At 43.4% G+C, this 25,538-nt stretch carries 24 protein-coding genes and 1 tRNA gene; 10 read left to right on the top strand and 15 right to left on the bottom strand.

Annotated features, from left to right (window positions below; translation table 11 throughout):
- Nucleotides 1–4: 4 nt before the first annotated feature.
- The 3 genes from DK188_RS07980 to DK188_RS07970 are packed head-to-tail and all read right to left on the bottom strand — an operon-like array spanning nt 5 to nt 3,818.
- Entirely contained in the window at nt 5–2,032 is a 2,028-nt protein-coding gene (locus DK188_RS07980; protein ID WP_111670299.1) for a thioredoxin domain-containing protein, read from the bottom strand.
- 46 nt (nt 2,033–2,078) lie between these two features.
- Nucleotides 2,079–3,047 carry a GSCFA domain-containing protein gene (locus DK188_RS07975; protein ID WP_111670298.1) on the bottom strand — a complete coding sequence of 323 codons (969 nt, stop codon included), beginning with the start codon at nt 3,045–3,047 and terminating at the stop codon, nt 2,079–2,081.
- A 27-nt stretch (nt 3,048–3,074) separates the two neighbouring features.
- A complete protein-coding gene (locus DK188_RS07970; RefSeq protein WP_111670297.1) occupies nt 3,075–3,818 on the bottom strand; it encodes a DUF1835 domain-containing protein in 744 nt (247 codons plus the stop codon).
- Between the two features lie 142 nt (nt 3,819–3,960).
- Between DK188_RS07970 and DK188_RS07965 the strand changes: the two genes are divergently transcribed.
- Together DK188_RS07965 and DK188_RS07960 are read left to right on the top strand one after the other, a co-directional pair.
- A complete protein-coding gene (locus DK188_RS07965; RefSeq protein WP_111670296.1) occupies nt 3,961–4,449 on the top strand; it encodes an RNA polymerase sigma factor in 489 nt (162 codons plus the stop codon).
- Between the two features lie 12 nt (nt 4,450–4,461).
- Nucleotides 4,462–5,055, top strand: a complete 594-nt coding sequence (locus DK188_RS07960; RefSeq protein ID WP_111670295.1) for a hypothetical protein — start codon at nt 4,462–4,464, stop codon at nt 5,053–5,055.
- Nucleotides 5,056–5,110: 55 nt separating this feature from the next.
- Here the strand turns inward: DK188_RS07960 and DK188_RS07955 are convergent, their stop codons facing one another.
- From DK188_RS07955 to DK188_RS07920, 8 genes are all read right to left on the bottom strand, one after another.
- Nucleotides 5,111–5,542: a DUF1801 domain-containing protein gene (locus DK188_RS07955; RefSeq protein WP_111670294.1), complete on the bottom strand. Its 432-nt coding sequence runs from the start codon at nt 5,540–5,542 to the stop codon at nt 5,111–5,113.
- Nucleotides 5,543–5,544: 2 nt separating this feature from the next.
- Nucleotides 5,545–5,934 carry an SMU1112c/YaeR family gloxylase I-like metalloprotein gene (gene gloA2, locus DK188_RS07950; RefSeq protein ID WP_111670293.1) on the bottom strand — a complete coding sequence of 130 codons (390 nt, stop codon included), beginning with the start codon at nt 5,932–5,934 and terminating at the stop codon, nt 5,545–5,547.
- Nucleotides 5,934–6,707 (bottom strand): class I SAM-dependent methyltransferase, encoded by a 774-nt coding sequence (locus tag DK188_RS07945; protein WP_111670292.1) that lies wholly within the window; start codon nt 6,705–6,707, stop codon nt 5,934–5,936. Before DK188_RS07945 ends, gloA2 begins: the two co-directional genes overlap by 1 nt.
- Complete coding sequence (locus DK188_RS07940; protein WP_111670291.1) at nt 6,707–8,782, bottom strand: S9 family peptidase; 2,076 nt, start codon at nt 8,780–8,782, stop codon at nt 6,707–6,709. The genes DK188_RS07945 and DK188_RS07940 overlap by 1 nt, the downstream gene beginning before the upstream one ends.
- Nucleotides 8,783–8,784: 2 nt before the next feature.
- Nucleotides 8,785–10,092, bottom strand: a complete 1,308-nt coding sequence (locus tag DK188_RS07935; RefSeq protein WP_111670290.1) for a D-alanyl-D-alanine carboxypeptidase — start codon at nt 10,090–10,092, stop codon at nt 8,785–8,787.
- 59 nt (nt 10,093–10,151) lie between these two features.
- On the bottom strand, nt 10,152–11,564 hold the full coding sequence (locus DK188_RS07930; RefSeq protein ID WP_111670289.1) for a SusD/RagB family nutrient-binding outer membrane lipoprotein: 1,413 nt from the start codon (nt 11,562–11,564) through the stop codon (nt 10,152–10,154).
- 19 nt (nt 11,565–11,583) lie between these two features.
- The gene (locus DK188_RS07925) at nt 11,584–14,673 is read right to left on the bottom strand and encodes a SusC/RagA family TonB-linked outer membrane protein (protein WP_111670288.1); all 3,090 of its coding nucleotides are present in this window, start codon (nt 14,671–14,673) and stop codon (nt 11,584–11,586) included.
- A 424-nt stretch (nt 14,674–15,097) separates the two neighbouring features.
- Nucleotides 15,098–17,311 (bottom strand): sodium-translocating pyrophosphatase, encoded by a 2,214-nt coding sequence (locus DK188_RS07920; RefSeq protein WP_111670287.1) that lies wholly within the window; start codon nt 17,309–17,311, stop codon nt 15,098–15,100.
- 267 nt (nt 17,312–17,578) lie between these two features.
- Between DK188_RS07920 and DK188_RS07915 the strand changes: the two genes are divergently transcribed.
- Nucleotides 17,579–18,277, top strand: a complete 699-nt coding sequence (locus DK188_RS07915; RefSeq protein ID WP_111670286.1) for a response regulator transcription factor — start codon at nt 17,579–17,581, stop codon at nt 18,275–18,277.
- A 12-nt stretch (nt 18,278–18,289) separates the two neighbouring features.
- A complete protein-coding gene (locus DK188_RS07910; protein WP_111670285.1) occupies nt 18,290–19,738 on the top strand; it encodes a HAMP domain-containing sensor histidine kinase in 1,449 nt (482 codons plus the stop codon).
- Nucleotides 19,739–19,807: 69 nt separating this feature from the next.
- Here the strand turns inward: DK188_RS07910 and DK188_RS07905 are convergent, their stop codons facing one another.
- The 4 genes from DK188_RS07905 to DK188_RS07890 all read right to left on the bottom strand — a co-directional run bounded on the left by DK188_RS07905 (nt 19,808) and on the right by DK188_RS07890 (nt 22,302).
- A complete protein-coding gene (locus tag DK188_RS07905) occupies nt 19,808–20,254 on the bottom strand; it encodes a DM13 domain-containing protein (RefSeq protein ID WP_111670284.1) in 447 nt (148 codons plus the stop codon).
- A 101-nt stretch (nt 20,255–20,355) separates the two neighbouring features.
- Nucleotides 20,356–20,967 (bottom strand): Crp/Fnr family transcriptional regulator, encoded by a 612-nt coding sequence (locus DK188_RS07900; protein WP_111670283.1) that lies wholly within the window; start codon nt 20,965–20,967, stop codon nt 20,356–20,358.
- A complete protein-coding gene (locus tag DK188_RS07895) occupies nt 20,964–21,851 on the bottom strand; it encodes a hypothetical protein (RefSeq protein ID WP_111670282.1) in 888 nt (295 codons plus the stop codon). The genes DK188_RS07900 and DK188_RS07895 overlap by 4 nt, the downstream gene beginning before the upstream one ends.
- A 1-nt stretch (nt 21,852) precedes the next feature.
- Nucleotides 21,853–22,302: a DM13 domain-containing protein gene (locus tag DK188_RS07890; RefSeq protein ID WP_111670281.1), complete on the bottom strand. Its 450-nt coding sequence runs from the start codon at nt 22,300–22,302 to the stop codon at nt 21,853–21,855.
- A gap of 88 nt (nt 22,303–22,390) precedes the next feature.
- Between DK188_RS07890 and DK188_RS07885 the strand changes: the two genes are divergently transcribed.
- The 6 genes from DK188_RS07885 to DK188_RS07855 all read left to right on the top strand — a co-directional run bounded on the left by DK188_RS07885 (nt 22,391) and on the right by DK188_RS07855 (nt 25,442).
- Nucleotides 22,391–22,711 (top strand): hypothetical protein, encoded by a 321-nt coding sequence (locus tag DK188_RS07885; RefSeq protein ID WP_317046864.1) that lies wholly within the window; start codon nt 22,391–22,393, stop codon nt 22,709–22,711.
- A gap of 45 nt (nt 22,712–22,756) precedes the next feature.
- Nucleotides 22,757–23,164 carry a DUF4174 domain-containing protein gene (locus DK188_RS07880; protein WP_111670280.1) on the top strand — a complete coding sequence of 136 codons (408 nt, stop codon included), beginning with the start codon at nt 22,757–22,759 and terminating at the stop codon, nt 23,162–23,164.
- A gap of 462 nt (nt 23,165–23,626) precedes the next feature.
- Nucleotides 23,627–23,700: transfer RNA gene (locus tag DK188_RS07870), tRNA-Pro, on the top strand.
- 302 nt (nt 23,701–24,002) lie between these two features.
- Nucleotides 24,003–24,590, top strand: coding sequence for a Crp/Fnr family transcriptional regulator (locus tag DK188_RS07865; RefSeq protein WP_232825688.1), 588 nt, complete (start codon nt 24,003–24,005; stop codon nt 24,588–24,590).
- Nucleotides 24,591–24,662: 72 nt separating this feature from the next.
- Nucleotides 24,663–25,019: a YciI family protein gene (locus DK188_RS07860; protein ID WP_111670278.1), complete on the top strand. Its 357-nt coding sequence runs from the start codon at nt 24,663–24,665 to the stop codon at nt 25,017–25,019.
- A 6-nt stretch (nt 25,020–25,025) separates the two neighbouring features.
- Nucleotides 25,026–25,442 (top strand): hypothetical protein, encoded by a 417-nt coding sequence (locus tag DK188_RS07855; protein ID WP_111670277.1) that lies wholly within the window; start codon nt 25,026–25,028, stop codon nt 25,440–25,442.
- Nucleotides 25,443–25,538 lie beyond the last annotated feature (96 nt).

The following is a 25,538-nucleotide window of genomic DNA, read 5'->3' as shown; positions in this document are numbered from 1 at the left end:
CAAATCAGGCTAAATAGGGTAATTGAGAAGCTGCTTCTTCCAAAGTATGCACTGGCTTTTGGCAGGCATGATCGAAGCAGACATAAATTAACGCATTTCCACTTGAATCGGGAGTTTTTCCCTGTAGAATTGGGGCAGTTTGTGTCAAAGATTCTGACCAGCCGACAATTAGATTCGGAAAATAGGCCGATTGAATTTCTCGGGCTTTCAGTTCCGCGTCTTTTCCCACGATGCCTATTTCGGCAGTAGGAACCACATTTTCCAAATAGAAATGTGCCCAATTGCAGAGAAATCCGGGTTCCCTAAGGATCAGCTCTTTCATTCTGCCAAGCATTTTTGAGGCGATTTCCGAATAGTTTTCTTGATAAGTGAAAAGCGAAAGCCGATGAAGGTTTCGTGCCATAATCGAGTTGGAAGCCGGAATGACATTGTCAAAAAGCTCCTTTTTATTTGCGATCAGTTTTTCAGCTTTGGGATTATTGAAAAAGAAAAAACCATCACTTTCATCGTAAAACTCTGTGATACAAATGTTTGCCAATTGCTTTGCAAAGTCTAGCCAATCAGATTTTCCACTTGCCTCAAAACCCATCAAACTTGCACGAATCACAGCTGCATAATCTTCCAGAAAAGCTGGCGTGTAGGCTTGACCATTTTTATAGGCGCGATGTAAAACTCCATTTTGGATCATCTTTCCTTTGATGAAATTGAGGTTTTCCATGGCCAGTTCCAACATTCGCTTTTCTCCAGTAGCATAAAAAGCCTGAATCAATCCTGAAGTCATCAGGCCATTCCACCCAGCCAAGACTTTGTCGTCTTTTCCTGGATAGATGCGTTGATTTCGGACTTCTAGAAGTTGGTTTTTGACTTCATTAAGTTTTACTGAAAATTCTGTTTCATTCAATCCAAACTCTGAAGCGACCTCAGAATAGCTCTTTGTTTGAAAAAGAATATTGACCTCTTCTTCCCAATTACCAGCGGTTTTAAGGTTATAAAGTTTGCTCAACCAAGGCATCTCATCCGAGACGATTTCAGCTAATTCTTCATAAGTCCAGGTATAAAATTTTCCTTCGACACCTTCACTGTCTGCATCTTGGGCTGCATGAAATCCTCCTTCTCCATTCAGCATTTCTGCTTCCAACCAATTGACGGTTTCGATTACTTTTTCAAGAAAAAGCGGATCCTTGCTTGCCTGATAGGCTTTTGCGTAGAGTTCCAGCAGCTGACCGTTGTCATAGAGCATCTTTTCGAAATGCGGTGCAAACCATTCTCCATCGACTGAATATCTAGCAAATCCACCTCGGAGCTGATCGTAGATTCCACCCATTCCGATTTTTCGCAGGGTGAAAAAGACCTTTTCTTTCAGTTCTTCATTTTTGCTGAGCAAGGCATAATCCAACAAAAAATCCCAAATCGCGGGCATCGGAAACTTGGGAATCCGATTCATTCCACCCCATTCCGGATCAAACTGCGCACTGAGTTTGGTGACGATCTCAACCAATTCATCTGCATCAAATTCGCTTTCGCCAGCAGCGATTCCATATTTTTCGGTTTCTTTTCGATTCAAACTCCTCCCGAATCCTTCGGCACTTTCGGCCAATTGATCGGCATGTTTTGCATAGGCATCGGCGATATTGGCTAGAAGTTGCTTCCACTTCACGTTTGGGAAATAGGTCCCGCCATAGAAAGGTTTTTGGTTTGGCATCAGAAATACATTCAATGGCCAGCCTCCCTGAAGTCCCATTGCCTGAACGGCATCCATGTAAATATTATCGATATCTGGTCGCTCCTCCCGGTCGATCTTGATGCAGACAAAGTGTTCATTCATCAAATCTGCGGTGACTTGATCCTCAAAACTCTCCCGCTCCATCACATGACACCAATGGCAGGCAGAGTATCCGATAGAAACTAAGATTGGCTTGTTCTCAATTTCCGCCTTCTTCAGCGCTTCCGGTCCCCAAGGAAACCAATCCACAGGATTGTGCGCGTGCTGAAGGAGATAGGGAGATTGGGAATGAACTAGACGGTTAGACATAATTGAGTATTATGAATTTAGAAATGAGAATCACTTTTTTATTGGACTAGTATCTTGCTTTCACCATATGAATCTCCCTTGAAAAATCAAATTCCCCGTTCAATCGTTCCAGTTTGGCAAGTAAGTTTTGAAGGAATTTCTGATGGGAAGCGCTTTCGGGATTGAAAGGACGATGGGCAAGTTCAAGCTGCACTTTTTGTATTTCGGTGACTTTGGCTTGAGTTTCTGGGGAAAAGACGCTCGATCTCCACTTTTCCCAAATGTAGTTTTCAGCTTCCTCAGTCGGATGAATTCGGTCGCTTTTGTAAAATCGGTAGTCCCGCAATTCATCCATCATGATTTCGTAAGCAGGGAAATAACTCACGGACTCCATTCGCCGCTCCAAATTGGCGCAAAGCACCCGAAGCATACTTTTGCTCAGTTGATTCTCTGGAATTCCGTCCTTGATGTGACGAACCGGACTGACTGTAAGGATAATCTTCAGGTTTGGATAGACTCTTGAGAAATTTTCCAAGACATGGCATAGACCCATTTCCATTTCTTCAAGAGAGGAAAGAGATTTCTTGAACAGTTTCTGAGGCTGCTTGTGGCAATTGGCCACTCGACCAAAAGATTCAAGCTCGTAAATCCAGGCTGTACCCAGCGTCAAAATCAGGTGGCTTCCTTCTTCAAGATAAGTTTTGGTGAGTTTGAGCCGGGTCTGGTAATTTTCTTTCAGTTCCTGAGCTGATTTGCCCACCACATTCGAATGGGTGGAATAATGCAGGAAAAGCCCATCCGTCTCCAGAATTCCATCCTCATCCAAGGGATCATTGAAAAGCGCATGATCGAGCAAATCCGCCAGATTGTGTGGATGGAAGATGGTCCCAAAAGGGTTGATGAGGATATCGAATTTGGCATCGCTCATCTTTTGCCCGATAGTCTGAGCAAAGCAAGAACCCATGCTCAGGATTTTGCTTTGATGAGTGATGGGAAAAGGGTATTTGGGAATCGAAAAATCAGTGAACCAATGCATGGGATGAAGTTACTAAGAATTTTTTCCTCAACTTATCCCTAATTCCAAACACATTTTTTTCACCTGTAAATCCCCGAATCCGTATTCTGGAAGGTGTTTCTGAAATTCCTGAAAAATGGCTGAGAAGTCTTTGGTTTGTAGTTTTTGGCTGATTTCGATCAAAGTTTCTTTTGGCTTTCCCAGAAAATCCCCCACCGGAATCATATCTCTCCAAGCTTCAACGGCAGGTTTAATAAATGGAAACCGCTCAATAAATAATTGTGCGATCTGAAGGGCTCCGAAGACGTTATCATTCTGAAAGTGAAGCCAAAGATTTCCCAACACTTCGCGTTCCCGGACACTGAGTGAATGGGATTTTTTGTGAAACGCCAACTCCAGTTCTTTCCCGCTAAGCGTAGAAAAGTGATAGGGCGAATCCGGATAAGGAAGTACCAAAAATACCTCTGCCGGATGTGTCTTGAGGTAATTCAAAATAAACCAGAGGTTAACTTGGCAAAACAAATCCTCCTCAAACCAAAGGTAGATTTTGGCATCGTCAGGAATGGATTTGATTTTGAGAATTTCCTCGTAGGAGTGAGTTCGATAGTCAATCTCTGTGGCGTCGGGGTAATTTTTTTGGATAAATTCTGCTCTGACCTCCCAAAGTTCTTGGGTCGGTGTAGGATTGACCGGACCGTCGACTAGACATTCTCTGAATATGATTCTGTCTCCCGGTATAGTTTCAGGGAAAATTTTCGCAAGGGCATCCCCATTTAGTACATGGAAAATCATGAAGAAAACCAGTTAGATTAGGATTTTCAATTTAAGTAAACCCAAATCACCCATTCATTTATTTTGTGTGCTTTTTAAAAATAAATTGGGACTGATGTGATTTTTTGCCCAAACCGCAGACTAATTGTTCAAAAGCTAATTCATGAACCGCGAGGACGAATTCATTCATCTCATTCAGCAAAACCAAGGCCTGATCTACAAGATCACGACCATCTATACTCGTGATCGGGAAGAGCAGAAGGATTTGTATCAGGAGATCGTGTATCAGACTTGGAAATCTTTTGATCAGTTCCAAAAAGCCTCCAAGCCAAGCACATGGCTCTATCGGGTGGGGATGAATACCGCAATCACCAACCTAAATCGATCCAAAAAAAGGGTAACTGCAGTGCCTTTGGACGGAATGGAGCTGGATTTTGCCGATGAGATGGAATCTGGTATGGAAGAGCGGCTCAGATCGCTTTATGCTGAAATCCGAAAGTTGGGATTGCTGGATCGGGGGATTGTTTTCCTTTTTCTCGAAGGAAAAAGTCACGATGAAATCGCAGAAATCGTCGGAATCAGCAGCAGCAACGTCGGCACGCGCCTTTCGCGGATCAAGGATAAGCTTAGAAAAGGACTTCAAACGAATTAAATCAACAAGACAATGGAACTCGATGAAATGAAGTCGCTTTGGCAGAATTTGAGCGTCAAAGTGGAAAAACAAGAAAAAATTCAAAAACACATACTCATGGAAATGACTAAGAAAAACTATCAAAACCGCCTAAACAGCATCTATTTGCCCGAAATAGTAGGAAGCGTGATTTGCTTTGGCTATGCCGGGTACTTTTTGTTTCAGATTGAAAAATTGGAGTTGCCGATCAATCAGGTGCTGGCCATATTTAATACCGCCTTGATGATCATTTTGCCGATGATCAGTCTGTGGACTTTGGCCAGATTGAATGGTCTAAATATCACGGAAGAAAGTCCTTTGCTTTTGGTTGAGAAATTCAAAAAGCAAAAAACCTTTTTCTGGAAGTTTCAGCAATTCAATCTGATTCTTTCCGGATTGTTTGCGGTGAGTATTTTACCTCCTTTGGCTGAGCTTTTGGGTAAAAAAGACTTGGTAATGGAACCCTTCTTCTGGTTGATTTATGTGCCTATTGGGCTGATTTCAATTTATATTTTCGGAAAAATGACTGTCAGAAAATACAAAAAATCACTCCAGCAAGCGCAGCAGCTAATCGAGGGTATGGAGTGATAGAAGTGAATTGAAATTAGTTGCCGACCTGCTAGGTTTCTAAAACTTGGCAGGTCTAGTTTTTTGGGAGCGGATATTTTTCCTTCATGTAGTCATACGATTCCTTTATCAGCTTTCGCAAAACATCCTCATTTAGGTCACTTAGCTTATTGAAATAGATACAAGAAGCTCCGGTTTTGTGTTTGCCGAGATTAGCCATAAGATGCTCAAATTTATTTTCCATGCACCCTAGCAGGTAAAGTGACATAGCGGCTTTTCGCGGAGCAAATCCTGCGATAAGGAAATCGCCTTTTCGGCCGCTTTCGTAGTGATAATGATACTTTCCAAACCCCACTATGGCATCTCCCCACATCACTGCTTTTTCACCGGTGACTTCTTCCATGATTCGCTTCAGTGAAAAAGAGTCTGCTCGCTTTTGTGGATGCTCGGTGGTGTTTAAGAAATCATCCACTGAGGCGGTTGTGGGTTGGGTTTTGTTTTCTGCCATGCCTAAATTTCGTAAAGTTCTATCGGTAAATCATCAGGATCAGCAAAAAAAGTGAATCGCTTTCCTGTACTTTCATCCACTCTGATCGGTTCTGGATATATTCCGGATTGGATCAAAAAAGCGATGGATTCTTCCAAGTTTGAGACTGCGAAAGCCAAATGCCGCAATCCACGTGCTTCGGGCCTGGAGACCCGCTGAGGAGGATCAGGAAATGAAAAAAGCTCGATCAGATAAGATCCATTGAGCGCCAAATCCAATTTGTAGGATTGTCGCTCTTTCCGATAGACTTCCTGAATGATAGTAAATCCTAAAATCTCGGTATAAAACTTTTTGGATCGAACATAATCAGAGCAGATGATGGCAATGTGGTGCAAAGATGAAAGGTAGAGCATTACCGAGGTGAAAGATTAGGCTTTGTGGCAAGATAAATCAACTCTTTGGGATTGACGCCAAATCGGAGGAAGTCCTGACTAACTGGGACAAGCTCAAGCTCAAAGCCGGATTCTCTGAGTAATTCTGGATAGGCAAGGTGACCAAAAAGCCTGACGTGGTCCCACTGACCGTATTTTTGAAGCCGTTCAGTTGGGTCAGTGATCGTGGGATCTTCGATGGTTTCTGGGTTCTTTGACGAAATCGGAACTTGAAGGATCGCCCGTCCTCCTGGATTCAGAACTCGGATTAACTCCGACAAGGCTACCTGAACTGAAGGGATATGTTCCAGGACATGATTGCATAGAATCAAGTCAAAGCTGCTGTCTGGAAACTCAATTTGGGTGATATCCATATGGACTGTGCCCGCTGGATAGGAATAGCCTGGCATAAAATAATCGCTGTAGACATACTTGTCAAAGCCAATCGCTTTAAGTTTTTTGAACAGTTGGATTTCCGGGGCGACATGTAAAACCCGTAGATTGGAGGCTGATTTTTGTATTTCTAAGGATTTGGTCAGAAAAAGATAAATCAATCGCTCCCTATCTCTGGAGTAACATTTTGGACAGAGTGTCCGCCGCTTTCCTCCCCCGATGACCCCCAATTCGTTTTCTATTTCTGAACCAGCCCACATCCAATCGGAAGCTAGGAAAGAACAAAATGGACATTGGTATCTGAAACCGACATGGGTGACTAGTTTTTGGATACGTTTGGCGTAGTGGGTAAGAGATGGCATTAGTTGGAAAGTAAGTTCTTTTTCAAAAAATCTGCAGTCAAGTCACCCACTTGGATCATATTGCTCCATTTCATCCAATGGTGGGTATCTCCAGGTATCAAAACAGCTTCATACCCTTTATTCATTTCTTCAAATCTACGAATAAGATCGGTCGTTTGACTTACATTGACATTGCGGTCATCATCGGAATGGATGAAAAGTACCGGCGAAGTCCAGGTGTCTAAATTAGCGATAGGAGAGGATTTCCAGGCAATTTCCTTGGCTTTCTCATAATCTGGAGCCACTTCATAGCCATCTGGCAAATCGTATCTGCCATCCAGATCATGTACCCCATGAATGTCCACGCCGACCTTGAACAAATCTGAATCCCTAGCTAAAGCCAGGGCAGTGAGGTATCCGCCATAACTTCCCCCATAAATTCCAATTTTTTCAGCATCCACTTGATCCAATGAAGCTAAAAACTCACCCGCAGCTTTGATGTCTTGGTATTCGACAGCTCCTTGGTAGTAGCCTTTTGCTGGCCGGTGAAATTCGTAGCCATAGCCGATTCCCAGCCTATAATTCACCGAAAGGACTACAAAACCCATTTCAGCCAAGTATTGATTGTAGGAATAGGTGTTAGAATAGTAATCCATATAACTCCACCCCAACAGCATTTGTCGCTGGGGTCCCCCATGGACAAAAACAACTCCCGGCTTTTTTGCTTGTCCGTCTTCTTTCTCGAATAGCTGACCATAAACCGTCGTACCATCCGGTGCAGTAAATTTCACTTGTTTTGGTGTGACAAGTTTTGAAATAGGAAAATCGGCGGGAATAAGGTCTTCCTGCAAAAGGGTGGTCACCTTCCCAGATTTGATCGCGACCAAATGTGGGCGTTGCGGGCTTGCAGAAAAGAAGGCAAGTTTGCCACTATCTCCCAGTGAAACGGGATAGGCTTCTATGCCTGATCCGGTAGTTTCCCAAGTTAATTTTTTCGTGGTCAAATCCACCGAGCCAATATGTCTTCTATCCAAATCTTCCGGTTCAGATCCAGAATTAGCAGAGAAGACCAGTTTTTCCCGGTTGGAACTCATTTTTACCTGTTCCACCATGAAGTTTCCAGGAGTCAGGATTTGGGTTTTTCCGGTAGGAATATCGAGAGAATACAAATGTTGCCAGCCATCTTCGTAGGATTGGAAGATCAATTCTGAAGCAGCAGAAAAGTCAAAGAAACCGGGAGAGTAGGAGCCCCGAAGTGTTTCTGGAGCTTTCCAGAGTTTTTCACCTTCGCCAGTCGCCACCTCGGCTATCCAGATTTCCCATGGAATATGTCTGGGTTCGAGAAGAGGAAAAGCGGTGCCTTCTCCACCTCGTGAGCGGATGAAAGCGATTTTGGTCCCGTCAGGAGACCATCTGGGATTGGAATCTCGATGGAATGACGCTTCCAAAAACCTGATCGGTGTCTGCTCATCCCGATAGATGGCTAAGAGTTGGTGTCCCCCACGATTAACCGTGAAGGCTAGACTTTTTCCATCTGGGGAAAATGCTGCAGAATTGACGTTCCCTTTGATCTGGAATAGCTGTGTTGGTTTTTCATTTTCACTTAGAGCTAGTTTCCAGACCTGCCCGCCTTTTAGATAAGTGAGTTGATCTGGAAAACCCACCGAAATATTGTCTCCTTCTGTGATAGAATCTGCATTTTTGGATTGCAGATTGATTTTCCAGATTTCAACTTTTGGGAGTTGTGGTAGATTCTGGGCATTGACAGTGGACGAAGCATTACCCCCGCCATGATCTCCACCACGTACGAAAACTAACCATTTACCATCAGGAGAAAACTGAAGGCTACTGATTTCCTGTCCATCATCTTCATTGAAAACGGTGAGTTTTTCAGGTGTGAAACTTGGACCTTTCGCCCAGAAAACATTTCGCTTTCCCGCTTCATTCATTGCCCAAGCTATCGCATCGCCAGTAGGAGAAGCTACCAGTTCGGATGGAAAGCTGAATTTTCCTACTTGCTCTAGAGTGAAGGATTGGGCATTTAGAGATTGGGTAATGAGGAGAAAAAGGAGGAGGAAAATGCAAATTCGTTTCATAATTAGTAGCGGTCGTGAATGTGATAAAGTACTTCTTGAAGCTCAGTTTTCAAGTCGTTGCTTGGGATTTGGTAATTATTCATCATGCAGGAAAAATGGAGGATCTTCCCACTCTTGGTGATCAAGTAGCCGCTGAGGGAATTAGCCATGCTCAAGGTTCCGGTTTTGGCGTAGATGTAGGGAGCTTGGCCTTCATCGGCATTGTACCAATTACGAATCGTTCCTGATTCTCCACCTGCAGGGAAATAGGCTTTAATTTTCTCCAAAGGCACTTCTTCGCGTATTTTCCCAAGCAAGCTAATGATGGACCTCGGAGTGAACATATTTCTGGAAGAAAGTCCAGAACCGTCATACCATACAGGCTCGTCAGGAAGTTCTTTTAAGAGGTTTTCCCGGGCATAATCAATTGCATCCGCAGTACTGAGTGTATTTGTCAGCTGATCAGAGACCAAAAGTAAAAGTTGTTCAGCTAGGAAATTGTCGCTGATTTTCATCATCTGGGCATAGATGCTGTCGGCGGGATGTGTCTGAAGTTTCGAGGGATCGAGGGTTAAGTAGGATTTGTTCTTGATCAGTTCAACATTCTTTCCAAGCAGTTCGGAGAGCATGACTGATGTGTTTTCGGCAGAGGTGATAAAGGGAATATCAGTTTCAAAGTCCTCATTCAGGTTATTTTCTGGGATTTCATAAGAAAACAGATTGGAAACTCGATCTCTTCTAAATCGGTAACCCTGCCAGTTTTCGGTTTCTTTTCCAGATAGAAATGGTCTAAACCGCTCAGGAATAACTGAGATCTTTTGCGTAGCTCTTCCTTTTGCGAAGCGGACCACATTCCCATAAATTGGAAATGCCGATCGCTCGGTAGCATAATAGGCGTTGTACCAATCCCAAGACCAGCCCGGACCGAAAGCACTTACCTGGTCGAAATTATCCAAGAGGTAAAGTTGCTTGTCGGAGTTTTTAAGAAATTCCAAGACTTTCTCATTTTTCAAATCAGGATGGAGAAAACTCGGGTCTCCAGTGCCCCAAAAGATCAAGGAATCGCCCCTTTCCAAATAATTGAGGCCATTGACCAGATCATCACCCAAAATTGAATAGGCCGTGTAAAAGGTAAACAGCTTGGTATTGGAAGCCGGGATAAAGTATTTGTCGGCGTTGATGGCAACCAGAGGTTTTTCTTTATCCGGATCTACCAACATAAACCCAAGATGTCCTTTGTCAAAGATATCCGATTTGGAGAGCGACTTGTTTATTTTCTGAACAGTGCAGGAGCTTAGAAGTACAGCTATACCGAATAGGAATTTTTTCATGGATGAAAATAAAAAAAGTCTCCTGCTATAAACAGGAGACTGGATAAAAATGCGAAAGATTACTGATTCCACCAGATGCGATCCAACAGTGTCACCTCGGGGACATTATTTCCGTTTCTACTGATTTCACTATCTGGATAGGCTAGTCTTCGGATGAATTGGTTATTTAAATCCGGATTGAGATTTACAGGCAGAGTCATGTCTTTGTACCCGTAGTCAAAGCGTCTTGCATCATTCCATGTTTCTGGGTGAAGAAACAGGGCCACCCATTTTTCTTTCATAATATCTGCAAGTGTCAGGTTCTCTGCTCCCATACTCACTGTTGGATGGGCGAGATAAGCATTTTTTGCTGCTTCATCCACTTCCAGCATATCCATGTGTGCTCCTATGCCTGCCAAATAAGCTGCGTAGGCTCTTGCAGGATTTGTTTCCAGTGCAGCTTCCGCTTCGATGAATTTCAATTCTGCATAGGTAGCGATCAATACCGGAGACTGCTCCGAGGTGTAAAACTGACCCGGTACCAAAGTAGATCTTGCCCCTTGCTCGGGTGCGTCTCCACGGCCTTCGCCGTTGACTGTTCCGATAAATTCGCCATCGTCTGTAGTTCCAACCATCAAGGGAAGTCTTGGGTCTACCACTGGGTAGGTGGTCCCGTCTAAAGCCTGAATGAATTGTTCTGAGATCCAACCTCCCAAAAGCAAATTTTCATTGTTTATCGCCACCTGTGCCCACGGATTGAACCGTTGTTCGAAGAACTCTACAACAGCATCGTCTGCATTGGAGGTAAATCCTCCATCCACAGCCTGAAGAACTGCAGCTGCACTATATCCTGATGTGGATTTGGTATGAATCAGGAATCTGGCCTTCAGCGTATTTGCAAATTTGATCCAAGCTGTGATATCTCCTTGGAAAATAAAGTCATCTCCTCCGATGGAAATAGATGATTCCGACTGTAAGTTGGTAATGCCTTGGTCCAAGAGACTGATAATCTGGTCGTAAAGAATCTGGTCATCATCATAGCTGGGTGTGACAGTTTCGAAATTGAAGCTTTGCGAAAACGGCACATCCCCAAATAGATCCACTGTCATACCTAGATTTAAGGCCATTAATACCTGTCCGGCGCCTAGGTAATGGTTTGCACCGGATTCTTCGGATTTTCTGATGATCTCGTTGACATCAGTCATGACGTTGTAAAAGTTGAACCAGGTCGTGCTGTAGTCCAGTCTATCCATGACATCAGATCCACCGCTGGGGTTTGGAGAAGCCAAGTATTGGACAAAATTACTAGTCGCACTACCTGCCCGCTGTACATTGAGGGCTGTTTCGAATGTGCTATTGGTCATCAATCCCGAAATGGGTGCATCTTCGGGGTTATTGGGATTTTCGTTGACATCCAGGAAGGAATCACAGGAAGAAAAGGCCAATAATAGAGAAGAGCCAATGATCGCAGTATATTTATTTCTGATTTTCATCTTTTCGTTGTTGAGCAGGTTAAAGGCCTAGATTCAAGGTAAAAAATACACTCTGTACGCCGGGAAATCCCAATCCGGTAAACCCTACCGCATTTCCGCCTGCCCCGGCAGAGAAAGATTCCGGATCAAATCCATCCCATGGGGTATAGAGAATGATATTATTGGCAGCAACTGATATTCGGGCTGTCCGGAATGGGGTCTTTTCGATTACCTCCGGTTGCAAGCTATAAGCAAGCGTGATGTTTCTCAACTTGATAAAGCTCGCATCCAAAACGAAATTCTCTGATGTCGTTCGGTAATAATTTCTCCAATATCCCGCTCCATAACTTACCCCGTCAGGTCCAACTCCCTGTCCGAGCCATACTTCTTTGGTGTTTTGGGATCCATCCGCCAAGACACCCTCGAATACTCTAAAGTCATTTCTGGCAAGAGAAGCTTCCTGCTTTCCGAATGCAGAGAGGAAATTGTCAAATTGGCTGTATTGCTCAACTCCCGATCTGAAATCAACCAAAAAGGAGAGTTCGAAACCTTTGTAACTAAAGTCGTTTCTTATACCGCCAAATAGTTTGGGTACTGCATTACCCAAGACAAGTTGCGTTCCTGTCCTTACCGGGAATCCATTAGCTCCGATTAATATGGGCAAGTCCCTGTCCAGAAAATCTGACTCGGGGTCTGCTCCAGGTCTGACATAGCTACTTCCATAAATATTACCATAGGCTTGCCCTTCTTTCAAAATCATGGTCACAGTACTGCCAACATAGCCAAATTGGGATCCTACCACTATTTCATCGATCCCTTCACGGATTTCTTTGATTTCATTTCGGTTGGTGGTGAGGTTTGCAGTGACATCCCAACGAAAATCCCCCTGCTGGATCGGCGTACCGCCTACTACTATTTCCCATCCTCTATTTTCGATTTCACCTGCATTGGTGATGTAGGATGAAAATCCAGTAGCATCTGAAATCGGAACGGGAATAATCTGGTCTTTTGAATTTGACTTATAATAGGTCACGTCCAGATTTGCACGGTTGTTGAAAAAAGCTAGCTGAGTTCCAAACTCGTAAGATGTTGTCAATTCTGGACGAAGTGCAGGGTCTCCAAAAACTGAATTTCTGGAAAATCCAACCTGTCCATTAAGTGGAAAAACACTAGGCGAAACAAAAGTAGCACCCAAAACATGCGGGTTGGTATCCTTTCCAACTTGAGCTACCGATGCTCTAAACTTACCAAAAGTGATCCACGCAGGTAGACTCAACTGTTCGCTAAAGGCGTAGCTCAAATTCACCGAGGGGTAAAAGAAGGAATTGTTTCCCTGGGGCAGGGTAGAAGACAAGTCATTTCTTCCGGTCACATTTAGAAATAAGAAATTCTTATAATCCACCATCAAATCCCCATAAAAACCCACCAATCTTCGGATGCTCTTTCCTTGACTGGCAAAGACTTGGGTGGTGTTGCTGATGTTGTAAAACCCTGGAATGACAAAATTGCTTCCCGATAGGGATACCCGATCAAACTGTCTTTGGAAAATATCATTTCCCACTCTTAGGCTGGTGTTCCAGTTTTCATTCCACTGTTTTTTTAAAGTGATGAAGAAATTGGAAGTCAGATCCCGACTGATTATCCGCGTCTCTTCTATGAATCCTGTGGCGCTTAGGGCCTGTTCCCCGTCGATGCCCATTGGGCCGGGTGTAATCTCAGTTCTCGAATCGGTATAGTTGTCGAGCCCTACCCGATAGGAGAAAGTCAACCACTTGGTGGGGCTGTAGTTAAAGTTTAGGTTTCCGATGATCCGATTGACGTCGTCTTCATACGTGGAAAACCGTGCATCATAAATTGGGTTTGTATTACCACCGACAGAACGCATGGTGCCATCAGGATTGATGTAATCCCGGACATCCTGCGTTTCGGCCCAATACATCATCCGCTCCAAAAACCGATCATGAGGAACGCGATTGCCTCCCGAATTGGAATAATTCATAGATCCGGAAAAATTGAATTTTTCGCTGGTTGTAATGGTCCCTGATAACTTGGCGGTGGTTCGTTGCCAGTCAGAAAATGGAATAATTCCACTTTGATCCAACCTGCCCAATGAACCGTAGAATGTCGCACGCTCATTCCCTCCAGATACGCTCAAGCTGTTGTCCACTTGCATCCCGGTATCAAATGCTCTTGTCCAATTGTCTTGGTAGACATAGTTGGGGTCATTTTCTTCAGCTATGTTGGCTCCCCAGGCTGGCCAAAAGCTGCTGTCGTCTCTCACTCCACTGAAGCCCTGCCCATACTGATCCTGCAACCGTGGCTTTTTGACCAGTTTATCAAAACCCAGTGAAGAATTGAAATCCACACGGATTTGCCCATCCTTACCTTTTTTGGTAGTGATAATTACTGCTCCGTTGGCCGCACGGACACCATAGAGTGCTGTTGCAGCGGCACCTTTGAGGATGGACATGGATTCAATATCATTCGGATTGATGTCAGCGATTCGGTTAGACATTCCCCGTGGTGTACCGCTTGATTCTACAGTTGAATTATCCACCGGAACCCCGTCTACAACAAATAGGGGCTGGTTATCTGCAGAAGGATCCAAGGAGTTTATCCCACGGATGATTATTCTGGCCGATTGTCCGGGTGCACCTCCTGAATTGGTCACTTGAACACCAGCCACCTGCCCTTGGAGCGAATTCACCAAGTTGGGTTGCCTGGATTTAGTAATAGCTTCTGCATCGATACTCTGGGCTGCATAGCCTAATGACTTTTTTTCTTGGGAAATACCAAATGCCGTCACAATCACCTCGTCTAATTGCGAAAGGGACTGACCCATAGTGACATTGTGGGTCGTTGTATTCCCTACGACTATACTTTTAGACTCGAAGCCAATGAAAGAGAATACCAAGGTAGACTCCGAATTCGGTACAGAAATGGAATACATCCCATTGATATCTGTGACTGTACCTACACTGGATCCTTCCAACAAGATACTTACTCCGGGAAGTGGGAGTCCGTCCTCCTGAGAGGTGACTTTCCCAGTAACTGTTATTTGAGCATATAGCTGGCTACATGTCAATAAAGTTACCAGAAGTGATAAAGCGAATTTGTAGCTCTTCCTCATGATAGTTTTGGTTTGTTGATTGATAAAAGTTTAAAATCATGGCGGTATCTATGGCAAATAGCCATTAAACACTCCGGGTTTTGGCAGGTTATTGGGTCTTTGACGAAACAGAATAGTGTATTGAAGGGCGCTTGGATTCAAGCCAAACTATTCAGCTGTTTCAATGGCTAAAAATTAATTTAGTGGATCTGTTAAAAAATTCAAAGAAAAATATAAGTTTCTTAGTAAAGTTAACTTTGGATGAACTGTTTTAATCCATGCTAAATGACTGAGAACTAAATAAAAACAAGAATAAATTTAACAAATCCTTGTTGCTGTTCAGGATCATTTTTTTCCACAAAAGAAAGAGATTAGAATAATTCCTATGTAATAAAAAAGGCCACTCAGCAGTGCTGAATGGCCTCTAATTGGTTGATTGTTTTATTTATTTGGTAATTGTGATTGTTTCGGTTTCTACTTTTTTACCATTTACGACAGTGATTTCTTTTTTCACTTCCTTCTTCACCACATGTTCAGCTACAGAATGATGGGTACCTTCAGAAATATGCGGTGCTATCACTAAGGCAACAATGGACATGAGCTTGATAAGAATATTCATAGATGGGCCTGATGTGTCTTTGAAAGGATCACCAACAGTATCTCCAGTCACAGAAGCTTTATGCGGCTCGGATTTCTTATAGTACATCTCTCCGTTGATTTCTACACCTTTTTCAAATGACTTCTTGGCATTGTCCCATGCACCACCGGCATTGGATTGGAAAATGCCCATCAAAACCCCAGAAACGGTCACTCCTGCGAGTGTCCCACCAAGAACTTCCGGTCCAAAAGCAAAACCAATGATAATAGGGGAAAGTAGTGCAATAGCACCCGGAGCGATCATTTCTCGGATCGAAGCTTTGGTAGAGATCTCCACGCACTTCTCGTATTCAGGCTTGGATTTATACTCCATGATACCTGGTATCTCTCTAAACTGTCGTCTTACTTCATTCACCATGTCCATGGCTGCACGACCTACTGCAGCAATAGCAAGCGAAGAGAAGATAAATGGAATCATTCCCCCAACGAAGAGTCCGGCAAGTACGTCTGCCTTGTAGATGTCAATGGCGTCAATGCCTGCGATACCAACAAATGCAGCAAACAAGGCCAAGGAAGTCAAGGCTGCTGAAGCGATGGCGAATCCTTTCCCGGTAGCTGCTGTAGTATTGCCTACCGCATCCAAAATATCCGTACGTCCCCTTACTTCTTCAGGAAGTTGGGACATCTCCGCGATTCCACCTGCATTATCCGCAATCGGTCCGAAGGCATCTATAGCCAATTGCATAGCTGTGGTTGCCATCATTCCCGCTGCAGCGATGGCTACACCGTACAGTCCCGCAAACTCATAGGAACCATAAATACCGCCTGCCAATACGAGGATGGGGAGCACTGTGGATTCCATGCCAACTGAAAGCCCACCGATAATATTCGTGGCGTGACCGGTGCCTGATTGCTTGATGATGGATAATACAGGTCGCTTACCCATGGCTGTATAGTATTCAGTAATGATAGACATCAATGTGCCGACCACTAATCCCAAAACAATGGCATAAAACACATCCATATTGGTGAATTCATAGCCTCGGATAGAAAGGGTCTCAGGCAACATGTATTGCACCACAAAGAATGAAGCAATACCGGTGAAAAGGATCGAAGACCAGTTACCCATGTTAAGTGCTTTTTGCACGTCACCTTTGTCATCCTTGATGGTAACAAAGGCCATCCCTAGGATCGAAAATACAATTCCCAAACCTGCCAAAACCATTGGAAGTAATATCGGCGCGATTCCGCCAAAAGCATCTACCGATACAATTTCTCTACCCAATACCATGGTAGCCAAAATCGTAGCCACATAAGAACCAAACAAATCGGCACCCATTCCTGCTACGTCTCCTACATTGTCTCCTACGTTGTCAGCGATTGTGGCAGGGTTTCTTACGTCGTCTTCGGGAATTCCCGCTTCAACTTTTCCTACCAAGTCAGCTCCTACGTCAGCAGCTTTAGTGTAAATACCGCCGCCCACTCGGGCAAAAAGTGCGATAGATTCAGCACCTAATGAAAATCCTGCCAATACTTCGAGGGCTTTTTCCATTTCGATGCCGTTTACTCCAGCACCTACACTGACTACGAATACTTGATATAAAATGATGAAAAGTGCGCCCAATCCTAATACGGCCAATCCGGCTACACCTAGCCCCATCACAGATCCGCCTGTGAAGGAAACTTTCAGTGCATGTTTGAGACTGGTTCGAGCGGCTTGGGTCGTTCTCACATTGGCTTTCGTGGCAATTTTCATCCCGATATAGCCTGCAAATGCTGAAAGAAAAGCGCCAATAATAAATGAGATTGCAATAGTTGGGTGGGAGGTTTCTACGAGCATCCCAGACCAGGCCAAAACAATGGCTGCAATAATGGCAAAATAGGAAAGCACCTTCCATTCTGCTCTTAAAAATGCCATGGCACCGTCCGCTATGTAGCCGGCAAGTTCTACCATGTTTTTATCTCCTGTCTCTTGTTTGACGACCCAGGAAGATTTCACAGCCATCACAATAAGACCCAACACACCAAGTGCCGGGACCATATAAATCAACGCTTGTTCCATACTATATTTTGATATGATTTGGGTTTTTGATAATTAATTGGGCAAATATAGAATTAATCCAATACCTGCCAATTCTATATTGAATTGAAGATCTCATTCTGTCTTTTCTTTGATTTTTTGAATTCTATTCTTGATCTGGGTATATTTTTAACACTACTTCATCCCAATCAATCGATCATTCTGCTCATTAATTCAGAATGAGGAACTTGTCCATTGTGATACTTTCGTGAACAATTAAGTCTAGTTTGCCCTTCGTTTTGGAATAGTATGAAAAAAATTCTTGTCGTAGAGGACGATATCAATATTAACCAGTTACTTCTGCTGCACTTGCAGGATTCAGGATATGAAGTGACTGTCTGTGATCACGGACGGAGAGGTTTTGAAAAGGCCAGTTCAGAGGAATTTGACTTGCTTGTTTTGGATGTCATGCTGCCCGAAATGGACGGAATCACGATCTGCCAGCGGCTCCGGGCCATGGATGTGTTCACACCGATTCTGATGCTTACCGCCAAGTCTGAAGAAATCGACAAAGTCGTCGGATTAGAATCAGGAGCCGATGATTACCTGACCAAACCTTTCAAAATCAGGGAGTTTCTGGCCAGAGTGAAGGCGATCCTTCGGAGACAAGAGCTGAGTAGGCAGAATTCTGACAAGGAAAAAAACACAATCAGGCAGGGATTGCTGGAGATTGATCTTAAAAAGCGAAAAGTACTGTTTGGACAAAAACGGATTGAATTGACGCCCAAAGAGTTTGATTTACTTTACCTTATGGCCAAAAATCCCGGCAGAAGTTATTCCCGCGCTGAGCTTCTGGAGCTGATTTGGGGATATGATTTCAGCGGCTACGAACACACGGTAAATGCACATATCAACAGGCTTCGGGCCAAGATTGAAGTTGATTCCAATTCACCAGTCTACATCCTGACAACCTGGGGGGTCGGCTACCGATTCAATGATGAACTTTAGAAAATTTGATCCATGAAAAGTCTCTACTGGAGAATATCGCTCACCTTCATATTGGTTTTACTCTTGGTGGGGGTCTCGTACATTTTTATCACGGCACGGAATGCCCAGCGGTATTTCCAGGAAACTACCCAACGGCTGAATGCGGATATTTCTTCCTATTTGATCAAGGAAGTGAACCCATTCAAAGACGGAAAGGTGAATGAAGAAGCCTTGGGTACTATCATGCATTCGATGATGGCTGTCAATCCCGGAATTGAGGTTTATTTGCTCAGTCCACAAGGCGAAATCCTTTCCTATGTGGTGCTTGACCAGTTGGTGAAGTTAAAAGCCGTCGATCTCGAACCAATTCAAGAATTCATCGACTCTCAAGGAGCAAAGTTCATTTTGGGTGATGATCCCCGTAATCCAGGGAGTAATTCTGTCTTTTCTGCCTCGCCGGTGTATGAAGACGGAACGTTGCTTGGCTACGTCTATATTACTTTGGAGAGTGAGAAGTTTGCATCAATCAGCTCAAGCTTACTGGGGTCGTATTGGTTGAAGCTAACCTACAGTTCAATTTTGATCACTTTAATTTTGGGTTTATTGATTGGGCTGGTGTTGATTTCCTGGCTCACCCGTCACCTTCGAAAAGTAGTGCACGCAGTAGAGGAATTCAAAGATGGCAATCTTCAGGCTAGAGTTCCGCAATCCAAATCAGATTCGGATTTGGCTTTGCTCGGAAAGACCTTCAATGATATGGCCGATACGATTCTGAAGAATATTGAAGAATTGAAAAATGTTGACTCGCTTCGTCGCGAACTCATCGCCAATGTTTCCCATGATCTCCGAAACCCCCTGGCCATCATCAATGGCTATGTGGAAACTCTACAAATCAAGGATGAAAAAATCACACCGGAAGAAAAAAGAAAATACTTCAAAATCATACTTGATTCGGTGGATAAGCTTACCAAACTGGTGGGTGACTTGTTTGACCTTTCCAAGCTGGAGTCAGGTCAGATGCCTGTGAAATTTGAGCGGATGAAAATCCAAGAGCTAATCCACGACTCGAGTTTGAAGTATGAGCTGCTGGCAGGGTCTAAGGACATTCAGATTACTTCCAGCATTTGCCCAAACCTCCCTCCCGTACAAGTGGATTTATATTTGATCGATCGGGTTATCCAGAATCTTTTGGACAATGCAGTCAAATACACACCTCAAAATGGCGAAATAGAACTTGAGGCCTGTACCACTCCAGGAGGTGTCATGATTCGGGTGAAAAATTCAGGAAATGGAATACCCCAAGAAGATATTGACCAGATTTTTGACCGATACTACAAAGTTGACAAAGACTTTAAGGGAATAGAAGGTTCAGGTTTAGGCTTGGCTATCGTTAGGAAAATTCTTGAAATCCACGGTACTCATATCCAATTGTCCTCGGATTCTCAGACTTATACCGAGTTTCAATTTGTTCTTCCTGCTTGATTTCCTCCCTATTTTCGTATAAAAAAAGCCGCATCAAGAGCGGCTTTTATTAGTAAGTAAATAACTAGGCTAATTAAGCGGTGCAAATCCAAAAGGGATAGCCGCGGCTCCACACCAAATGATGGCATGGGTGAATTTAGAATCCGGAAGTCCAGGAAGTGAAAAGAATTGCTCCCCGGGTTTGCCCACAATAGAGACCAATTGAAAACTAGCCGAGTTGCTCAAGGCCAAAGTTTGCGAAGTAGCCAAATAGACGGTCACTGTACCTGTGCTAAATTTGGTGGTGAAGGTATCCGATAGCTGAACAAAATATTTGCCGTCCTTATCCTTGACAATAGATACAATTCCCATAGTATTGGTCGAACTCTGTGCTGTCAAGGTTCCGGCTTTGATCACTTCGATTTCACCCATGACTTCCATATTGTCATCTGGAGCGGAGGGGTTCCCCTCATTATCTTCACAGGAGAAAAACAAGATCGGCGTCAGTGCCAAAAGGATTTTTAGTATACTTTTCATAGTCGTGAATAATTTAATGTTTCGATAGTTTTGTTAACTCTAATCTGTTGGAAGCGAATTAGTTTAGGTGATAAGCCAACTTTTTTTCCTTGATCTGTTGCTCAGAGACTGTCCAGATTTCTAAAGAGAATTCTTCCCCTACTGTAATTGATTTTATTTTGAGATTTCAATCCAGATAGCACCATACTTACGGTCTGCCGACTTGTATCTGACATGGCAGCAAGATCTTCATGGGTGAGTGAGATTTTGACTAAGGTTTCTTGTCCGAATTTCTTCCCCAATTTCTTTCCCAGCTCTTTCAGGGTCTGTCTGATGCGGTTTTCAGCATCCTGAAAAAGTACGCGTTCCAATCGGTTTCTTGCATTTAAGATTTCCGCCTGCATAGTTTCCAGAATTTTGATCAATCGTAGATTGGTGTCGTCTTCGTAAGGAATAAATTCCACTACGGTGTTATCCTCCAGAGCTGAAGCTGAATAGGTGTGAAGCCTTCGGTTTTCACGTGCGGTAAACTCTCCGAGAAATTCCCCTTGGATCTTGATCGAAAGGATAGATTTTCCGCCAGATTCATGGATTCGATGGGTTTTTACCAATCCGGTTTTGATCAGAAAATACCCCCTGAATTCACTTCCCTGACAGATTATCATGTCGCCTTGATTCAGTTTTCTTAAGAATGGAAAGGATTTTTGGTTGTTGATACTTTTGGCCTGATTCATTGTTCTTTATTTTTTCTTTCGTAGAAGACCCCGATAGAAAATGTCCCTGCGGAATACAGATTTTTTCTATCAAAAACGAAATCGCCATAGTTCCGATAGTTTAGAGACAAATTGATCTGTTTGTATATCGGAATGGCTGCACCAAAACTATAGCTGGTATATGCCGTCCCATCTCCCCTGACAAAATCTGTTGCTACTAGGACATCTCTTACCGGAGTGAGCGCATTGATCCGTGAATTGACCCAGACCAAATTGGCTACCTTGTATCCCAACTCGATACCCACACCGATCTGATCTGTAAAAGTGACTCCCTCATACTGTGTTCGGTAATTGTAAGCGCCATAGAGGTTGCCATAAAGTGGGGCATTGGGCAAAGAAAACGAAGCCGCCAAGGTAGTCCACACGTTAAATTCCCCGTCTCCAGAGGGCAGGTTGATGGATTCAAAATCGTTCAAGTTGCTTTGCGCAAAATTATTTGCCTTCCCGATTGGAATTTCAGGGGCTATTGCGATGGATAGTGGAAGGTGTTTTTTCAACAAGGCTTGCTTAAACTCCAGTCTCAGATCCCCCAAACCACTGACAGTCTCTGTGGAGGAGAATCCATTCCATACTTGAAGTGGCCAATTGGCAATCACCGTGAGCTTATCTGTGAGCCCATATTCTCCGTAGAGGACAAGAGAATTCTGGGTAAATTCATTGGTTTTCAGTTGGTCACCCGCCAAAGTAAAGTACTGGTCCGATGAAAAGCGATTGAAGCTTAATTGGAAGAATCCTTCTTTTTTTGCTTTGGTCCAGCCGCTTTGAGCCTGAAGCCCAAAGGAAGTACAAAATATCCCCAACCCAAATAAAATCTTGAGTGGGGATAATTGAAACGTTACTACCATCTTACTGGAGTCTAGCATTTCCGAAAGGAACACCTACCGAACCACACCATAGAATCACGTGTGTGTATTTTGCCGTGGACGATCCTGTCGGGATGGCAAAGAAATTTTCACCCGCAGATCTTACCGGTCCCAAAACCAAAAGGTTTGGATTTCCATTGGCGGGGTCTGGCATAAAGGTCGCTGATGTCGACAAGTACACGGTCACAGTACCCGTAGCAAGGGCGGTGTTGAAATTGGAACTGAAGGAAAGAAACTCTTTGCCCTGTGTGTCTACTCCAAGGCTTGCAGTGCCCATCGAGCCAGCACTGTTTTGGTCTACAAATGCTCCTGATCGCTGCACCGAAAGTGAACCTGTAGGGCGAGAGGGATCTATGGTCACCGGATCCGGATCGTCTGAACATGCGACCATACCTAAAAAGGCAACATAGAATAATAGGATTACTTTTTTCATAATTAACGGATTTTGTTTGATTTGAATGAGTCAAAATTCGATTTGGCATATCACAAAATGATCACGAAACCATAAACCTTTCTTTCATTTGAAAATCTGGAGGTTGATCTTTGGGAAAAATGAAAGCGAAATGAATGTAGATGAATTTGGCGCTTTGGTGTCTCCCCAACCTGACTTCTCACCCGAGTTGAAAGCCCTCTGGTATGACGGGAAGGGGGATTGGGAGGCAGCCCATGATCAAGTGGATCATCTTTTGGGAAAAACTGCCGCGCGAGTCCATGCTTACTTGCACCGGAAGGAGGGAGATCTGTGGAATGCAGACTATTGGTATGCCAAAGCGGGCGAAAAGCGTCCTTCTATGAGTCTGGATGATGAATGGAAGGATTTGGTTGGGCGATTTTTGCACTAGTTTACTGGCTCGAAAACTTTATGCTTTTCGCTATGTTATAATTACATGCAAGTTTTCTTCGCTTTTTTTATGCTTCTTTCGATTAGCTATTCCGATTCAAAAATTCCTGAGGATTTTCAATGGAAAAATCGAATTCTGATCCTAAAGAATTTTCAAAATGATTCGCTTTGGTTTGATAAAGGACTCAAGGAGGAAATCCAAAATCGGAAGCTTTTGATTTTTCACTTTTCAGGCGGAATCAAGCTGAAGTCCAATTTTGAAGAAGAAATTGAGAATGCTAAGTTTCTCGAGAAGCTTCCTGCCGATTCCGAATCCAAAACTGCCTGGGTTTTGATTGGTCTGGATGGGGGAGTTAAAAATTCAGGGAATGACTTTCCGCTACCAAAGGAAATTTTTAGGCTCATCGACTCCATGCCAATGCGTCAATCTGAAATGAAAAAATCCAACAATTAGGTCGAACTGTTACTTTTTCGATTCAAAACCGCTAAAAAATACCCTCTATAGGGTATGTTTTGGGACTGTAACGGTAAGTATTTTTGGTCCAGTTGTAACTGATACCTATGAAATTCTTTTATTTATCGTCTAAGCCAAATCCTATTGGGCAATTTGAAGTACATGAGAAAGATTGCCAAAATATCCCTGATGCGGTTGATAGAGATTACTTAGGTCCTTTTAACAACGGAAGAGAGGCACTTCGTAAAGCGCTGCAAGTTCAAGACGGATCTGTTTGTTGTGAAATTTGCTGCAAATCTATTTCGGAACCTCTGATTTTCCATTCGAAGAAAAAGGAGTTGTAGGCCTTCAGAATGAGGTTCTGATAATACACGTTGAATACCAGTCCGTTAGAATTTGGAGTTTTAAATTAGAATTTCCCATTTTCAAAAATCGAATGAAATTGTAATTTTAGCCCCGAAACGGGGTGTGGCGCAGTCCGGTAGCGTACACGTCTGGGGGGCGTGTGGTCGCAGGTTCAAATCCTGTCACCCCGACGAACTAGGATTTTAACAAGATTCAAAACTCTGTAAATGGCTGATTTACAGAGTTTTTTTGTTTTAATTTTGAGTTTAAAACAAAAGTTATTTTTTTAGCCAAAACCATTTTTTTCTGGTTAAATAAATAGACTTTAATTGTTGCAAAGGATTTATTTTCAGGAAAAAATGGACAAATTCTAAAAAAAATCTACCACACGATAGCAGTTTTAATCGAATGAATTCAGTATGAATCTCCCGATTTCATTAAAGTTGGTTTTTAGCGAGGTATTTCAATAGATCTTAGGTTTGAGTTGGAGCATATGGAAAATAGTGACGAAATATTTCAGGTTTTGGAAAAACACATCGTGGCAAGGCTAGGTAAAAACCCTGAAAATCTGGATTTAGTCCTTTCCAAGTTTTCCTACCAAAAGGTGAAACGGAATGAGCTCCTTCTACGGCAAGGAGAGAACTGTACCCTGGTGTATTTTATTGCAAAAGGCGCACTTCAGGTTTTTGTCTCTGATGCCGATGGAAATGAAACAACCCGGGACATTGTTATTGAGGATAATTGGTGCAGTGATCTGATTAGTTTTGGAAGTGGACTTTCCTCTGTGGAGAATATTCGAACCCTTGAGCCCACATGGTTATTGGCGATAGATCGGAGTGGGTTTCAAGAAATGGTCAGCAGCGTCCCTCAATTTGACAAAGTCTACAAGCAAATCCTGGAAGCTTCTTATGCCAATTCGGTTTATAGGATCAACACTTTGGTCTCAATGTCTGCCTTGGATCGGATCAAGTGGCTGATGCAAAATAGGCCCACCCTGATGCGTAGATTTTCCAGTAAACTGATCGCCTCATATTTGGGAATCAACAAAGACGTATTTAGTCGCCTGAAATCCAAATTGTAGACTTTTGTCATCGTTGGCTTAAGTTGTGAAATCTACTTTTGACTAGTAATTCACACTTTAACCACACTACATATGACAGAGTATCTTCTTTTATTTAGAAATGCCAGTGCTCCCAATGGGTATTTGCCAAGTACCCAAGATACTGCAGACGACATGCCCAAATGGCAATCTTGGATTGGGAATATTGCGATGCAGGGTAAATTGATCCATACTGCACCGATCCGGTATGAGGGCTCAATTGTCGATGGGAAAAATGTCCAGAAAGGCCAACCCTATAAAGAATCCGAAAGCGTTTTGGTCTCTGGTTTCCTGATTTGTAAGTCAGATCGGATAGAGGAGGTAGAGGAATGGAGTAAATCCTGTCCCATCCTTAAATATCCAAACAGCTCCGTGGAAGTCCGTCCATTGGTACCTTTTCCGCTAGGTTGATCGATCATGGATAAACTACTGAATGTAGGGAAATATTTATTTCCCCTTTCTTTTCTACTCTATGTAGGACTGCATGCAGGTAAGCCCGAGGTAGGGGCGGCATTTGTTCCTGATTATCTGCCGTTTCCATATTTTTGGAATTACTTCACGATGGTTTGTATTCTGCTGTTTATCGTCAGTGCTTTGATCGGAAAGTACGATAAATTAGCCTATGCACTCATGGCTTTGTATGTGATTTTCATGGCGTTTTTGGTGCACTTGCCTAGGGCGATAGGATTGGAAATTCCTGCAGAAATGATGGCAGAAAACCTGGCCAGGGAGCAAGAACTAGAGATGGTCAACTTCTTCAGAAACCTGATGATTTGCGGAGCATTGATGGGTTTTGCCAAATTTGTCGCCCGAGATAAGCGGGTTATTGGCTGAGTAGGTATGGATTTGAAAGGCTGAAAAAGTAGAAATCTACCCCCAAAAAGTTGGCGGCTTATTGGGGGTATTTCTATGCGCGGAAACGTCAACTGG

Origin of the sequence: Algoriphagus litoralis (assembly GCF_003259255.1) — a bacterium.
GTDB lineage: Bacteria > Bacteroidota > Bacteroidia > Cytophagales > Cyclobacteriaceae > Algoriphagus > Algoriphagus litoralis.
The sequence above is the reverse complement of the archived record's forward strand: the minus strand, read 5'-3'. Positions and strand labels throughout refer to the sequence as shown.